This window comes from Cellulomonas sp. GbtcB1, assembly GCF_019091725.1.
Lineage (GTDB): Bacteria > Actinomycetota > Actinomycetes > Actinomycetales > Cellulomonadaceae > Cellulomonas.
On the sequence record NZ_JAGXJG010000011.1, the window covers coordinates 68,635 to 81,925 of the forward strand.

The 13,291-nt window shown below is 77.1% G+C and carries 12 protein-coding genes; 7 read left to right on the plus strand and 5 right to left on the minus strand.

The genetic code is table 11. The features are described from left to right. Positions 1 to 12: 12 nt before the first annotated feature. From KVT14_RS06320 to KVT14_RS23405, 3 genes are all read right to left on the minus strand, one after another. Positions 13 to 714 (minus strand): DUF305 domain-containing protein, encoded by a 702-nt coding sequence (locus KVT14_RS06320; RefSeq protein WP_308160926.1) that lies wholly within the window; start codon positions 712 to 714, stop codon positions 13 to 15. Further along, complete coding sequence (locus KVT14_RS06325; protein ID WP_217614898.1) at positions 711 to 1,352, minus strand: DUF3105 domain-containing protein; 642 nt, start codon at positions 1,350 to 1,352, stop codon at positions 711 to 713. The genes KVT14_RS06320 and KVT14_RS06325 overlap by 4 nt, the downstream gene beginning before the upstream one ends. A 70-nt stretch (positions 1,353 to 1,422) precedes the next feature. Next, positions 1,423 to 3,699, minus strand: coding sequence for a bifunctional diguanylate cyclase/phosphodiesterase (locus tag KVT14_RS23405; RefSeq protein WP_217614899.1), 2,277 nt, complete (start codon positions 3,697 to 3,699; stop codon positions 1,423 to 1,425). 117 nt (positions 3,700 to 3,816) lie between these two features. Between KVT14_RS23405 and KVT14_RS06335 the strand changes: the two genes are divergently transcribed. The 5 genes from KVT14_RS06335 to KVT14_RS06355 are packed head-to-tail and all read left to right on the plus strand — an operon-like array spanning position 3,817 to position 8,960. Next, complete coding sequence (locus KVT14_RS06335) at positions 3,817 to 5,001, plus strand: PP2C family protein-serine/threonine phosphatase (RefSeq protein WP_217614900.1); 1,185 nt, start codon at positions 3,817 to 3,819, stop codon at positions 4,999 to 5,001. After that, on the plus strand, positions 4,998 to 6,968 hold the full coding sequence (locus KVT14_RS06340) for a glycosyltransferase family 2 protein (RefSeq protein WP_217614901.1): 1,971 nt from the start codon (positions 4,998 to 5,000) through the stop codon (positions 6,966 to 6,968). Before KVT14_RS06335 ends, KVT14_RS06340 begins: the two co-directional genes overlap by 4 nt. Positions 6,969 to 6,987: 19 nt before the next feature. After that, a complete protein-coding gene (locus KVT14_RS06345) occupies positions 6,988 to 7,323 on the plus strand; it encodes an STAS domain-containing protein (protein ID WP_147795922.1) in 336 nt (111 codons plus the stop codon). Further along, entirely contained in the window at positions 7,310 to 7,735 is a 426-nt protein-coding gene (locus tag KVT14_RS06350; protein WP_217614902.1) for an ATP-binding protein, read from the plus strand. Before KVT14_RS06345 ends, KVT14_RS06350 begins: the two co-directional genes overlap by 14 nt. 49 nt (positions 7,736 to 7,784) lie before the next feature. Continuing rightward, positions 7,785 to 8,960 (plus strand): PP2C family protein-serine/threonine phosphatase, encoded by a 1,176-nt coding sequence (locus KVT14_RS06355; protein WP_217614903.1) that lies wholly within the window; start codon positions 7,785 to 7,787, stop codon positions 8,958 to 8,960. A 41-nt stretch (positions 8,961 to 9,001) separates the two neighbouring features. Here KVT14_RS06355 and KVT14_RS06360 read toward each other — a convergent pair whose 3' ends face one another. After that, positions 9,002 to 9,505: a metallophosphoesterase gene (locus tag KVT14_RS06360; RefSeq protein ID WP_217614904.1), complete on the minus strand. Its 504-nt coding sequence runs from the start codon at positions 9,503 to 9,505 to the stop codon at positions 9,002 to 9,004. 51 nt (positions 9,506 to 9,556) lie between these two features. Then, positions 9,557 to 11,635, minus strand: coding sequence for a SpoIIE family protein phosphatase (locus KVT14_RS06365; protein WP_217614905.1), 2,079 nt, complete (start codon positions 11,633 to 11,635; stop codon positions 9,557 to 9,559). A 222-nt stretch (positions 11,636 to 11,857) separates the two neighbouring features. Between KVT14_RS06365 and KVT14_RS06370 the strand changes: the two genes are divergently transcribed. Both KVT14_RS06370 and KVT14_RS06375 read left to right on the plus strand, forming a co-directional pair. Then, complete coding sequence (locus KVT14_RS06370; protein WP_217614918.1) at positions 11,858 to 12,613, plus strand: SDR family NAD(P)-dependent oxidoreductase; 756 nt, start codon at positions 11,858 to 11,860, stop codon at positions 12,611 to 12,613. 124 nt (positions 12,614 to 12,737) lie between these two features. Further along, on the plus strand, positions 12,738 to 13,291 hold a 554-nt coding region (locus KVT14_RS06375), incomplete at its 3' end, for a hypothetical protein (RefSeq protein WP_217614906.1).

The following is a 13,291-nucleotide window of genomic DNA, read 5'->3' on the forward strand; positions in this document are numbered from 1 at the left end:
CGCGCGGCGGCGTCAGCCGACCGGGCCGCCCCGGGCGTCGAGCATGTCCTGCAGGGCGGTCAGCTCGCGCTCCTGGGACGTGACGATGTTCCGGGCCAGCGCCACCACCTGCGGGCGCTGCGCGTGCTCGACGGCGTACTCGGCCATCTCCACGCCGCCCTGGTGGTGCGGGATCATCAGCTGCAGGAACAGCCGGTCCGCCTCGGTCCCGGTCGCCGCGGTGAGCCGGGCGAGGTCCTCGCGGGACACCCACCCCGGCATCGCGGCGTAGCCCGACGCGTCGCCGGTCGCCCCGGTCGACCCGTGGCCGTGCTCCGTGCCGGTCATCCACGCCATCGGGGCCGCCGACGCCGCGGCCGGCAGCCCCCACGTCGACAGCCAGCCGGCCATCTGGCCGATCTGGTTCTGCTGGGTCAGCAGGATGTCGAGCGCCACGGTCCGCACGTCCCCGTCGGTGCTGCGGTCCCGGACCAGCACCGCCAGGTCGACCGCCTGCGCGTGGTGCGCCTGCATGTCCCGGGCGAACCCGGCGTCGACCGACCCCTCGGGGGCCGCGGTGAGCGCCGGCTGCCGGGCGAGCAGCGCCCCGCCGAGCGTGCCCAGCACCAGGGCGGCGAGCGCCACCACGACGAGCACGACGCGCCCGTGACCCCGCCCCGCGGGTGCGGGCTCCGGCGCCACGGGCGCGTCGGTGCGCAGGTCCTCCGACGTCACGCGGGGGTGCCCACGCCGCTCGAGCAGGGCGCGCCGACCTCGGCGAGCTCCGGGTTGAGCAGGTACTTCTGGATGAAGACCGGCAGCCGCTCGTCGTCGACCGAGTCGACCTTGAGCTGGTAGCCCCACGCGCTCACGGCGACCGGGGAGTCGAGGCCCTCGTACGGGGACACCAGCACGTAGGACTGGTTCTCGGCGAACGCCTGCAGCGTCGCGACGTCCGCGGCGGGCAGCGCGGGGTCGTAGGTGATCCACACGGCGCCGTGCTCGAGCGAGTGCACCGCGTTCTCGTCCGGCACCGGCTCGGTGTACACGCCGCAGTTCAGCCACGCGGCGTTGTGGTCCCCGCCCGCGGGCGGCGACTGCGGGTAGTCGACGGAGGTCGTGACGTGGTTGAACGTGAGGCCGTCGAACGCCTCGACGCCCTCGATGTCGGCGTCCGCCTGCGCCTCGAGGGCGGCCTTGTCGCGGCCGGCGTCGACGATCACCCAGGCGCTCACGCCGACGAGGGCGAGGACGAGGACGCCGGCGATCGAGCCGATCCAGACGGCGCGGCCGCGCTCCTTCTTGCGCTGCTCGGCTCGGACGGCGGCCAGGCGGGCCTGGCGCTCGGCCGCGGTGGGACGGCGGTCGGGCATGGGGTACTCCTCCGGTCGGTCGGCGCGGCCCGCGGGCCGGTCGGTCCGGCGAGAATACTTGAAGGATCTACTAATTGACAGGTGCCCCGGTGCCGAGCCGCGCGTCGAGCGCGGTCGCCGGTCCCGGCCGCCCCAGCGCCCAGCCCTGCGCGGCGTCGCAGCCCAGCCCCCTGAGCAGCGCGAGCGTGCGCTCGTCCTCGACGCCCTCCGCGACCACCTGCATGCCGAGCGCGTGACCGAGGTCGACCGTCGAGCGGAGGATCTCGGCGCACACCCGGTCGTCGGCCGCGGGCGCCACGAACGCCCGGTCGACCTTGAGCACGGTGAACGGCAGCCGGCGCAGGTAGTCCAGCGAGCCGTAGCCGACGCCGTAGTCGTCGACCGCGAGCACGACGCCGAGGTCCGCCAGTGCCCGCAGCGTCCGCCCGGCCTGCGCGGCGTCGCGCATCGCCATCGTCTCCGTGACCTCGAGCCCCAGCGCGTCCGCGGCCAGCCCGTGCCGGTCCAGCGCCGCGCGGACGTCGTCGACCAGCCGGGGGTCGTCCAGGTCGTGCGCGGAGACGTTGACGGACACCACGAAGGACCCGGCGCCCGCCGCGCGCCACCGGGCGCACTGCGCCAGGGCGACGTCGAGCACGTGCAGCGTGACCGGGCGGACGAGCCCCGTGCGCTCCGCGGCGGGCACGAACGCGTCGGGGCCGAGCAGGCCGTGCGCGGGGTGCTGCCACCGGACCAGGGCCTCGGCGCCCTCGACCCGGCCGCCCGCGACCCCGACCTGCGGCTGGAAGTGCACCACCAGCTCGCCGCACGCGGCGGCCGCGGGCAGCCGGCGCAGCAGGTCGGTCGCGCACAGCGCGGGGGCGCCCGGGCCGGGGACGGGCTCCGGCCCGCGCTGGGCGGGCAGCGCGGCCCCGGCGACGTCCAGCGCCACGCGCTCGTCGCGGTGCCGGGCGGTGACCAGCGCGGCGTCGGCCCGCGCGACGAGCGCGTCCGCCGCCGCCGGCCGCCCGGCGCCCACGGCGCCGCCGACCAGCGGCCGGACCGACAGGTCGAGCCCGCCCACGGCCAGGGGCGGGATCAGGCGGGCGACCAGCCGGCGCGCGGCCTCCTCGGCCCCGGCGGGGTCGGCGACGTCCAGCCCCACCGCGAACACGTCGCGCGCGAGCCGCGCGGGCGTGCCGCCCTCCTCGGCCTCCCGGCCGACCACGGCGCCGACCGCGCGCAGCAGGTCGTCGGCCACCGCGTGCCCGAGCGTCTGGGCCACGTCGCGGTACCCGTCGAGCGTCACGAGCAGCACGGCGGGCACCGTGCCGGCGGGCGCGTCGTCGGGCGGCGCCTCCAGCCGGCGCGCGAGCCCGGCGGCGTTGGCGAGGCCGGTGAGCGGGTCGGTCACCGCGAGGTGCTCCAGCCGCCCGTGCTGGCGGCGCATCGCGCGCAGCACGCCCCCGAACCGGAGCAGGAACGCCGCGATCACGACGATGGCGGCGACGCACACCTCGGCCACGTGCACGGGCACACCGCGCGCCACCTCCAGGAGCGCCGTGCCGGGCAGCACGCAGACCGAGGCGCCGAGCAGCACCAGGTAGCCGGTGCCGAGGTCGCCCTCGGCGCGCGGGGGCGCGAGCCGCCCGGCCGAGGCGTGCCGCGCGGCGGCGGCGAGCAGCACGTACCCCGCGAGCCACAGGGAGTCGAGCAGGTGCACGCGCGCGTCCAGCGCGGGCCAGCCGGGCGCGAGCAGGAACAGCTCGTCGGCCAGCAGGATCGCCAGCACGCCCCAGGTCGACAGCCGCAGGGCCGGGGGCCGGGTGCCGGCGGCGGTGGCGGCGCGGGCGAGGAGCACGAGCAGCACGGCATCGCCCACGGGGTAGGCCGCGCCGACGGCGGTGCCCAGCGGGTCGGCGGCCCAGGTGGCCAGCGTCGGCTCCAGGACCGCGAGCCACAGCACGAGCAGGGCCCCGCTCGTCACCAGCACCGCGTCGAGCAGCCAGGTCGGCCGCCGGCCGCGCGGCGCGGGGAACGCGCGGACGAGGCCCGCGGCCAGCAGCGGGTAGGACGCGACGTACGCCACGTCGGCCACGGAGGGGAACGGCTCGACGCCGAGGCCGCGCTCCAGCAGGGTCCACAGCGCGTCGCCGACCACCCAGGCGACGAGCCCGAGCGCCAGCAGCCGCCAGGCGCGCCGCTGCGGCCCGACGACGCGGCCCGCGGCGCGGAGCGCCCGCGCGGCGCACACGGCGCCGACCGCCACGTAGAGCACGTCCCGCAGCGTCCCCGGGGGCAGCAGCGCGTGCACCGTGAGCGCGGCGACGGCGACCGCGACCGGCGGGACGGGGACACGCTGGAGCACGGACTCCTCATCGGCATGCGGGGGCGCTCCTTGACCCGTCAGGCGGGTGGTCTCGGCACGCCGCGCCGCCCTGCAGGTCAGGGGACCTGTGGGTAGGGTCGCGCCGGGGGGTGAGGCATGGGCGAGACCGCACGGGGCGACGTCGACGAGGCGCGACGCGTCGCGGCGCTGCGCGAGCTGGACGTCCTCGACACGCCCCCGGAGGAGCGGTTCGACCGGGTGACCCGGCTGGCGCAGCAGCTGTTCGGGGTCCAGATGGCGTTCGTCTCGCTGGTGGACGCCGACCGGCTGTTCCTCAAGTCGCGGCAGGGCACCACCGCGCGCGAGACCCCGCGCGACGGCATGTTCTGCGCCGTCGCGATCGAGCAGCCGGCGACGCTGGTGGTCCCCGACGCCGCCCTGGACCCCCGGTTCGCGGTGGCCCCCTTCGTGACCGGCGACCCGCACATCCGGTTCTACGCCGGGCGGCCCCTGGCGACGGCGGGCGGCCAGCGGGTCGGCACGCTGTGCCTGATGGACCGCCGCCCGCGGGAGTTCTCCGCGGAGGACGAGGCGCTGCTGACGGACCTCGCCGCCTGGGTGGAGAAGGAGCTGTCGGCGGACGCCGAGCTCGGGCGGGCCGCGGAGGTGCAGCGCGGCCTGCTGCCGACCGGCGCGCCGGACGTCCCGGGGTGGGACCTGGCCGGTGCCTGCCTGCCCGCGCACGGGGTGGGCGGAGACTTCTACGACTGGCAGGCGACCCCGGGGCGGCTGCTGCTCACCCTCGCGGACGTGATGGACCGGGGCCTGGGGGCCGCGATCATCGCCGCGACGGTGCGGTCGGTGCTCCGCGGCGTCGGCCGGCACGAGGACGTGGCGGCGGCCGTGGCGCTCGCGGAGCGGGTGCTCGAGCCCGACCTCGACCGGGCAGGCGCGTTCGTCACCGCGTTCCACGCGGAGCTCGACCCGGCGACCGGCGTGCTGCGGTACACGGACGCGGGCCACGGCCTCGCGGTGCTGCGCGCCGCCGACGGGACCCTGCGGCGGCTGCCCGCGCAGGGGCCGCCGCTCGGCGTGGTCGTGGGGGTGCCGCGCGTCGCCGCGGAGGTCGCGCTCGCACCCGGCGACACCCTGGCCGTGGTGAGCGACGGCCTGCTCGAGCGCGGCGACCGGGCGCTGGACCCGGAGGACGTGCTGGCGGGGCCGCTCGGTGCCGCCACGTCGGCGGCGGACGCCGTGGCCCGCGTGCTCGCGGCCGCCGGCACCGCCACGGACCGCCTCGACGACGTGACCGTCGTGGTGCTGCGGAGGGAGAACGGATGAGGCAGCAGCTCGTGCTGCGGGTCGTCGTGGTGCTCACGCTCGTGCTGGGCGTGAACTACATCGCCTGGCGGTGGCTCGACTCGGTGAACTGGTCGGCGTGGTGGATCGCCGTGCCGCTGGTGATCGCGGAGACCTACTCGCTGGTCGACGTCGCGCTGTTCGGCATGACGATGTGGAAGGCGAAGCGGCGCGACGACCCCGCCCCGCCCGCCCCGGGGATCACGGTGGACGTGTTCGTCACCACGTACGACGAGCCCGTGGAGCTGGTGATGCGGACCGCGGAGGCCGCGCGCGACATCGCGTACCCGCACCGCACCTTCGTGCTGGACGACGGATCGCGGCCCGAGCTGGCCGCCGCCGCGCGGGCCGCCGGCGTCGGGTACATCGAGCGCTCCGAGGACTGGACCGACCGGCCGCGGCACGCCAAGGCCGGCAACCTCAACAACGCGCTGTTCCAGACGGACGGCGAGTTCCTGCTCATCCTCGACGCGGACCAGATCCCGGAGCCGGAGCTCCTCGACCGCGTCCTCGGGTACTTCGAGGACCCCGCGGTCGCGCTCGTCCAGACGCCGCAGTTCTTCACCAACGTCACCTCCGCCGACCCCCTCGGCAGCCAGGCGCCGCTGTTCTACGGCCCGATCCAGCAGGGCAAGGACGGCTGGAACGCCGCGTTCTTCTGCGGGTCGAACGCGGTGCTGCGCCGGGACGCCCTCATGCAGCTCGGCCTGGTCGGCTACGTCCGGGAGACCGAGCGCTCGGTGCGCGAGGCGCTGCACGCGTCGCGCCGGCTGCTCGACCGCGCGCAGCGGGACGCCCCGGACGCCGCCCAGGCCGCGGTGCTGCACGAGGTGCAGGAGGCGGCCGCGCGGGCGCTCGCGCAGCTCGACGCGGGCGAGCCGCTGTCGGACGTCACGTACGGCTTCCAGCGCGAGGTCGACGGGATCTCGGCGCAGGTCGTGGCCCGGGACGTCGCGAGCATCCAGGACGACCTCGCCGCGATCGCGGCGCTGCCGATCGCGCGGGACGACGAGATCGGCGCGGTGGTCGTCGACGAGCCCGCGCTGGCCCGGCTCGCCGACCGCGAGTGGTCGCCGCTCGGCGCGATCGAGTCGGTGCAGGCGCTGGTCCGGGCGGTCGACGTGGACCGGTCCTCCGAGGCGCAGGCCGTGATGCCCGTGGCCACGCTGTCGGTCACCGAGGACATGGCGACCGCGATGCGGCTGCACTCCCTCGGCTGGAGGACCGTCTACCACCACGAGAGCCTCGCCCACGGCCTGGCCCCCGAGGACCTCGGCACGATGATGACCCAGCGGCTGCGCTGGGCGCAGGGCACGATGCAGGTGATGCTCAAGGAGAACCCGCTGGGCGTCCGGGGCCTGGCGGTCGGCCAGAAGCTCATGTACTTCGCGACCATGTGGTCCTACCTGTCGGGCTTCGCCGCGCTGGTGTACCTGGCGGCGCCGATCATCTTCCTGTGCTTCGGCGTGCTGCCCGTGACCGCGTGGACGGTCGACTTCTTCGCGCGGTTCATCCCGTTCTTCCTGGCCAGCCAGCTGCTGTTCGTGGTGGCGGCGCGGGGGGTGAAGACCTGGCGCGGGCAGCAGTACGCGCTCGCGCTGTTCCCGGTGTGGATCAAGGCCGTGTGGACCGCGGTGGCGAACGTGTGGTTCGGCCGGCCGCTCGGCTTCGCGGTGACCCCGAAGGTCCGGCCCGACGGGTCGCCCAGCCAGTGGCGGCTCGTCTGGCCCCAGCTGCTCGCGATGGCCCTGCTGGTCGTCGCGGCGGTGGTCGGGATCGTCCGGGCGTCGCTCGGGCTGTCCCTCTGGGTGGGCACGACCGTGAACCTGCTGTGGGTGGTGTACGACCTGGTGGTGCTCAGCGTGGTGGTGCAGGCGCTCCGCTACCGCGGGTTCGCCGGGCCCGAGGCGAGCCCGCCGCCCAGCGCGCGGCGCCGGGGCATCGCATGACGACGACGAGGAGGACCCGATGGAGCTGACGACCGACCGGACCGAGGGCGCGGCGGTGCTGCGCGTGCAGGGCCGGCTGACCATGGCCGCCGCGGGCGAGCTGAAGGCCGCCGTCGACCGCGAGGTGGCCGAGGGGCGCACGCTCGTGGTCGTCGACCTGGCGGAGACGGCGTTCCTGGACTCGTCCGGACTGGGCGCGCTGGTCGGCGGGCTGCGGACCGCCCGCGCCGCCGGGGGCGACCTGCGGATCGCCCGGGTCGGCCAGCAGGTCCGCACCGTGCTGGAGCTCACCACGATGGACCGGGTGCTCCGCCCGTACGCCACCGTCGAGGACGCGGTCGGTGCCGGCCGCTGACGGGGCCGTCGAGCTCCGCGTCGACGGCACCGCGCAGACCGCGTGGCTGGAGGACGTCCACGCCGCGCTCGCGCGCCTGTGGGACGCCGCGCCCGAGGTGCCCGACCTCGACCGGCTGCGGTTCGAGACCGCGGTCATCGAGATCGCGACGAACGTCGTGCGGCACACCGTCCCGGTCGGCGACGGCCCCGTCCGGGCGAGCGTGCTGCTGCGCGCGGACCCGGCGCGGCTGGAGGCCGAGCTCACCGACGACGGCGCGCCCGTGCGGGTCGACCTCGACCCGGCCCCGGTGGACGACTTCGCCGAGAGCGGGCGGGGGATCGCCCTCGTGCTGCGGGCGGTGGACAGCCTGAGCCTCGCGCGCGAGGGCGGGCGCAACACGTGGCGGCTGGCCCGGGACCGCTCGGCCTGAGCGCCGCCGTCCGTGCGCAGGTCGGGGGCCGTGACGTACGGTCGTGGGGATGGCCACCGACACCACGCACCTGGAGGACGACCGGGTCGCGGCGCTGCACCGCCTCGGCGTCCTGGAGACCCCCGCGGAGGACCGGTTCGACCGCGTCGTCCGGCTCGCCCGGCAGCTGTTCGGCGTGTCCACGGCGCTCGTCTCGCTCGTCGACCGCCAGGTCGTCGTGCACAAGGCGATGGCCGGCTTCGACGAGCCGGTCGTGCGCCGCGAGGACTCGTTCTGCGGCACCACCGTGCAGTCCGACGCGATGCTCGTCGTGCCCGACGCCGCCCAGGACGAGCGGTTCCGGGACAAGCCGTTCGTGGTCGGCGCCGACGGCCTCCGGTTCTACGCGGGGCAGCCGCTCGTGGCGCCCGGGGGCTACCGCGTCGGCACCCTGTGCATCGCCGACCGCGAGCCGCGGCAGTTCGACGCCGACAGCGCCGCCCTGCTGCGCGACCTGGCCGCGTGGGTCGAGAAGGAGCTCGTGATCGACTCCGAGCTCGAGCGCGCCGCGCAGGTGCAGGCCGGGCTGCTGCCGCGGTCCGCGCCTGACGTGCCGGGGTACGAGGTCGCGGGCGCGTGCCTGCCGAGCCGGGCCGTGGGCGGCGACTTCTACGACTGGACGGCCACGCCCGGCGGCGTCGTCCTCAGCCTGGTCGACGTTATGGGCAAGGGCGCAGGCGCCGGGATCATGGCGGCCTCGATCCGCGCGGTGCTGCGCGGCTCCGCCCACGGCGCCGACGTCGCGCAGTCCCTGCTGTACGCCGGCGCGATCCTGCACTCGGACCTGTCCGGCGCCGGGGTGTTCGCCACCGCGTTCCACGCCTCCCTCGACGCCGCGACCGGCGACCTCTGCTACGCGGACGCCGGCCACGGGCTCACCGTCGTCGTCCGCGCCGACGGGTCCGACGAGCGGCTGCCGGCGACCGGGCTCCCGCTCGGCGTCCTGGACGAGGAGGCCCGCGAGCAGCGGGTCGTGCACCTCGGGCCGGGCGACCTGCTGCTGACGTTCTCCGACGGGCTGCTCGACCTGGTCGACGGCACGCTCGCGGGGCTGCCGCCGGTGGTCGACGCCGTCCGGGGCGCCGGGTCCGCGGACGCGGCGGTCGACGCGGTGCTGCGCCTCGCGGCCGGAGCGGCCGAGCGGCCGGACGACATCACGGTCGTGGCGGTGCGCCGGGCGGGCTGACCCGCGGCGCCCGGCGGTGGCGCCCGGCGCGGCGCGTGCGCTCAGGCGCGCGGCGGCACCGGGTGCAGCACCACGTCGTGCAGCGCCCCGTCCTCGGCCCGGGCCGTCAGGTAGGTCCCCGCCGGCTGCCGGCGGCGGTCGGTCGGCGACCCCGGGTTCAGCAGGCGCAGCCCGCCGGGTGCGACGGTGTCCCACGGGATGTGGCTGTGGCCGAACACCAGCACGTCGGCGTCGGGGTACGCCGCGGCGCACCGCGCCTCCCGTCCCGCCGCCTGCCCGGTCTCGTGCACGACCGCGAACCGCAGCCCGCCGAGCTCCGCGCGGGCCACCTCCGGCAGCCGGGCGCGCAGGTCGGGCCCGTCGTTGTTGCCCCAGCAGCCGACGAGCCGCCGCGCCCGGGCCTCCAGGGCGTCCAGGAGCGCCACGTCGACCCAGTCGCCCGCGTGCAGCACGACGTCGGCGGCGTCGACCGCGTCCCACACCACCGGGGGCAGGTCGCGGGCGCGGCGCGGGACGTGGGTGTCGGCGAGGAGCAGCAGGTCCACGGGGCCTCCGGTGTCGGGCGGGGTCGGGCGGGGTGGGCGGGGTCGTCCCGGTCAGGCGGCGCGGCGCAGCGCGACGACCGTGAGGTCGTCCTCGGGGTGCCGGGGGTCGACCAGCGACAGCACCGCGTCGGCGGCCTGCTCTGCGGTGCGCGTGCCGCGCACCGCTCGGCCCACCTGGTCCAGGTCGTCGAGCGACCCGCCGAGCGCGTCGAGCACGCCGTCGGAGAACGTCACCAGCAGCTCGCCCGGGGCCAGCCGGGCGCGGGCGCTCACCCGGTCGGGGCCGGGGGCGATCCCGAGCGGCAGGCCGGTCGCCGAGAGCCGGCGCGCCGTGCCGTCCGGACCGACGATCAGGGACAGGCCGTGCCCCGCGTCCGTGTACGACACCTGCCCGTCCGCCGCGTCCACGTAGGCGCGGAACATCGTCACGAACGCGCCGGCGTTCGCCAGGTCGGCCGTCATCGCCCGCTCGGTCGCCGCGAGCGTCCCGGCCACGTCGTGCAGCGTGGGCTGCGCGTGCAGCACCGAGCGGGTGGTGGCGGCAAGGATCGCCGCGGCCGGACCCTTGCCCATCACGTCCGCCAGGGTGAGGACCAGGCCGTCCGCGACGGGCTGCCAGTCGTAGAAGTCGCCGCCGACCGATCCCGCCGGCACGAACCGCGCGGCGAGGTCGAGCCCGGGCACGTCGAGCGCCCGCGACGGCAGCAGGCTCGCCTGCACCTGGGCCGCCCGGCGCAGCTCCGTGCGCTCGGCCGTGACGTCCCGCAGCACCGTGACCGCGCCACCGCCGGCCGCGGCGGGCAGGGGGGAGGCCGAGAACGTGACGATGCGCGGCTCCGTCGCACCCGGCACCCGCACGAGCAGGTCCGCCTCGCGCACCTGCTCGCCCGCCAGGGCCCGGCGGAACGGCAGCTCCGCGTCCGGCACCGGGGTGCCGTCGAGGCGCGCGAGGTGCGCCAGGTCCGCGTCGCCCACGCCGTCGGGCGCGGTGCGGCCGGTGAGCAGCAGGCCCGCGGTGGGGTTGCGCACCACCACGCGACCGGCCGCGTCGACCACCCGGACGCCCTCCGACATGGTGTCCACGACCGTCGCCAGCAGCGTCGCCTGCTCCTGCGCGCGGTCCCGGGCGGCCTGCAGGTCCGCGACCAGGAGCGCCCGCTCGTCGCGGGCGATGGCGAGGGCGAGCCCGATCACCGCGACCAGCCCGACGTAGAGCTGGGCGATCGCGACCTGGGCCGTCGGGTCGGGCAGCTCCGCGAACGGGCCCGACCCGGCGAGCGTGAGCTGGATCGCGACGACGCCGCACAGCGTGGTGTGCAGCACGACCGACCGCGTCGGCAGCCGGGAGCCCGCCCACACCGTGAGGCCGATCAGCGGGAACACCACCGCGAGCCAGTCGATCTCGACGAACCACACCACGTAGAGCAGCGGGGCGAGCAGCAGCGCCGCGAGGTAGTCGGCCCCTCTGCCCTCCGTCCACCACTCGATGCGTTCCGGCACCGTGCGCGACCGGCGGCCGCGCAGCCACGCGCCGAGGGTGAAGCCGAGCGTGCCGATGCCGACGATCGCGACGGTGTTCCGCGCGCACCAGAGCAGCGCCGTGCGCCACGTCCACGGCTCGCCGCCGAGGACCACGGCCAGCTCGACCAGCGGGGCCGAGACCACGGAGCTCAGCGCGGCGCCGAGCACGAACCACCAGAGGTCGGGCACCCGCCGCAGCTGCTGGGTGCCGCGCGCGGCCCAGACGTACGGCGCGTGCCGGGCGAGCACCCACGCGCACACGACGGCCTGCACGGTCGCGGCGAGCGCGCCGATCGCGGCCGACGGCGCGGACGACCCCGTCGCGGCGACGACCGCCCCGGTCGACAGCGCCAGCAGCAGCGGGTCCAGCCACGGCCACGGCCGGCGGGCCCGCGCCACCAGCCAGAGCACCGAGACCCCCGCGGCGGGCCAGACCAGGCTGACGTCCGCGTCGGGCACCCGGTTCGCCCGGCCGAGGAGGCAGGCGGCGGCGTTGAGCAGCGTGAACAGCGCCACGAGGCGCAGATCGCGGGCGGTCGGCCGGCGGGGCGCGCGGGGGAGCCGCGGGGTCCCGGTGGTGGTCGCGCCGCTCTGCGGCTCCGTCGTCACGCGCCCTCCCGGATGTCGTCCGCCCCCGACGAGCAGGCTACGGGGCCGCGCGCCGTGGCGCCCGGGCCGTGGACCCGGCGCCCCGCGAGCGGTGTCAAGGGCCGTCGGTCCCGGTGTGATCGTCCCGACACCGCGAGCGGCCATCACCGACCGCTCGGTCGGTGTTGACTCGGACGGGCCGCGCGCCGCGGCCCACGAGATCTGAGCGAGGAGTGACGCGTGATGGCGCGGTTCGACGGCAAGGTGGCCCTGGTGACGGGTGGCGGCAGCGGGATCGGGGAGGCCGTCGCGCAGCGGCTCGCCGCGGAGGGCGCGTCGGTCGTGCTCACCGACATCCGGCTCGAGGCGGCGCAGCGGGTGGCCGACGAGATCGTCGCGGCGGGCGGCACCGCGTCCGCGTTCCAGCAGGACACCGCCGACGCCGAGAGCTCGCGCGCCGCCGTCGAGTTCGCGGTCGCGACCTACGGCGCCCTGCACCTCGCGGTGAACAACGCCGGCATCGCGGCCCGGAACCAGCTGCCGACCGGCGAGCTCGACCTCGACGCCGACTGGCGCCGCGTCATCGACATCAACCTCAACGGCGTGCTGTACGGCCTGCGGTACGAGCTGCCCGCCATCGAGGCCGCGGGCGGCGGCGCGGTCGTCAACATGGCGTCGATGCACGCGCTCGTCGCCGCGCCGGGCAACTCCGCCTACGTCGCGTCCAAGCACGCGATCAACGGCCTGACCAAGAACGCCGCCGTCGAGTACGGCACGCGCGGCGTCCGGGTCAACGCGGTCGCGCCGGGCAACATCTGGACGCCGCTGATGGCGCAGCTCCCGCAGGACCAGATCGACGCCATCACGGCGAAGCACCCGATCGGCCGGATCGGCCGGCCGGACGAGGTCGCCGCGCTCGTGGCCTTCCTCCTGAGCGACGAGGCGTCGTTCATCACGGGCAGCCTGCACCAGGTCGACGGCGGGTACCCGGCGGTCTGACATCCGCCGCGCGCGGGCGGGCGGGCGCCGGCGACCCGCCGGGTGACCGGCCCGCGCGCGCCGGTGCGCCGGTCACCCGGCGCCGGTGGGACCTTCGTCCCGGTGATGCCGTAGCGTCGGCGCCGTGGACCCGTCCGTGCAGCGTGCGCTCGTCGTGGGGCGCCTGCTCGGCGTCGCGGCGACCGTGCTCGCGCTCGGGTCCGGTGCGCACGTGCTCGGTGGCGGCCACGCCCCGTCCGGCGGTGCGCTCGCCCTCATCGGGTCGCTCGTCCTGGTCGGTTCGGCGGCGCTCGCGCGCCGGCCCCTGACCGTGCGGGTCCTGCTGCCCGCCGCGGTGGCCGGTCAGCTCGGGGTGCACGCGGCGCTCACCTGGCTCGCGCCGGGCGCGGGCGCCGCGCTCCCGGGCGGGGCGCACGCGGGGCACGGGGCCGTGCTGCCGGGGGCGGCGGTGCCCGCCCTCGTCGGGTCCGGCGCCGGGGTCCCGGTCGACGCCGTGGTCGCCGAGCCGCACGGCGCCGGCGGGCTGATGCTCGCCGCCCACGCCGCCGCGATGGCGGCCACCGTGCTGCTGCTCGTGGCGACCGACCGCGGGGTCCTCGCGCTGGCCCGCCGCTGGGCGGCGCTGCTGCCGGCGCTCGCGGGCGCGGTGCCGGCCCCGGTCGCGCCGCGCGCGCGGCC

Excerpts from the sequence above, each read along its gene's own strand:
- KVT14_RS06355 (WP_217614903.1), top strand. The coding sequence starts at position 7,785 with ATGGCCACCGACACCACGCACCTGGAGGACGACCGGGTCGCGGCGCTG.
- KVT14_RS06345 (WP_147795922.1), top strand. The coding sequence starts at position 6,988 with ATGGAGCTGACGACCGACCGGACCGAGGGCGCGGCGGTGCTGCGCGTG.
- KVT14_RS06340 (WP_217614901.1), top strand. The coding sequence starts at position 4,998 with ATGAGGCAGCAGCTCGTGCTGCGGGTCGTCGTGGTGCTCACGCTCGTG.
- KVT14_RS06335 (WP_217614900.1), top strand. The coding sequence starts at position 3,817 with ATGGGCGAGACCGCACGGGGCGACGTCGACGAGGCGCGACGCGTCGCG.
- KVT14_RS06325 (WP_217614898.1), bottom strand. The coding sequence starts at position 1,352 with ATGCCCGACCGCCGTCCCACCGCGGCCGAGCGCCAGGCCCGCCTGGCC.
- KVT14_RS06370 (WP_217614918.1), top strand. The coding sequence starts at position 11,858 with ATGGCGCGGTTCGACGGCAAGGTGGCCCTGGTGACGGGTGGCGGCAGC.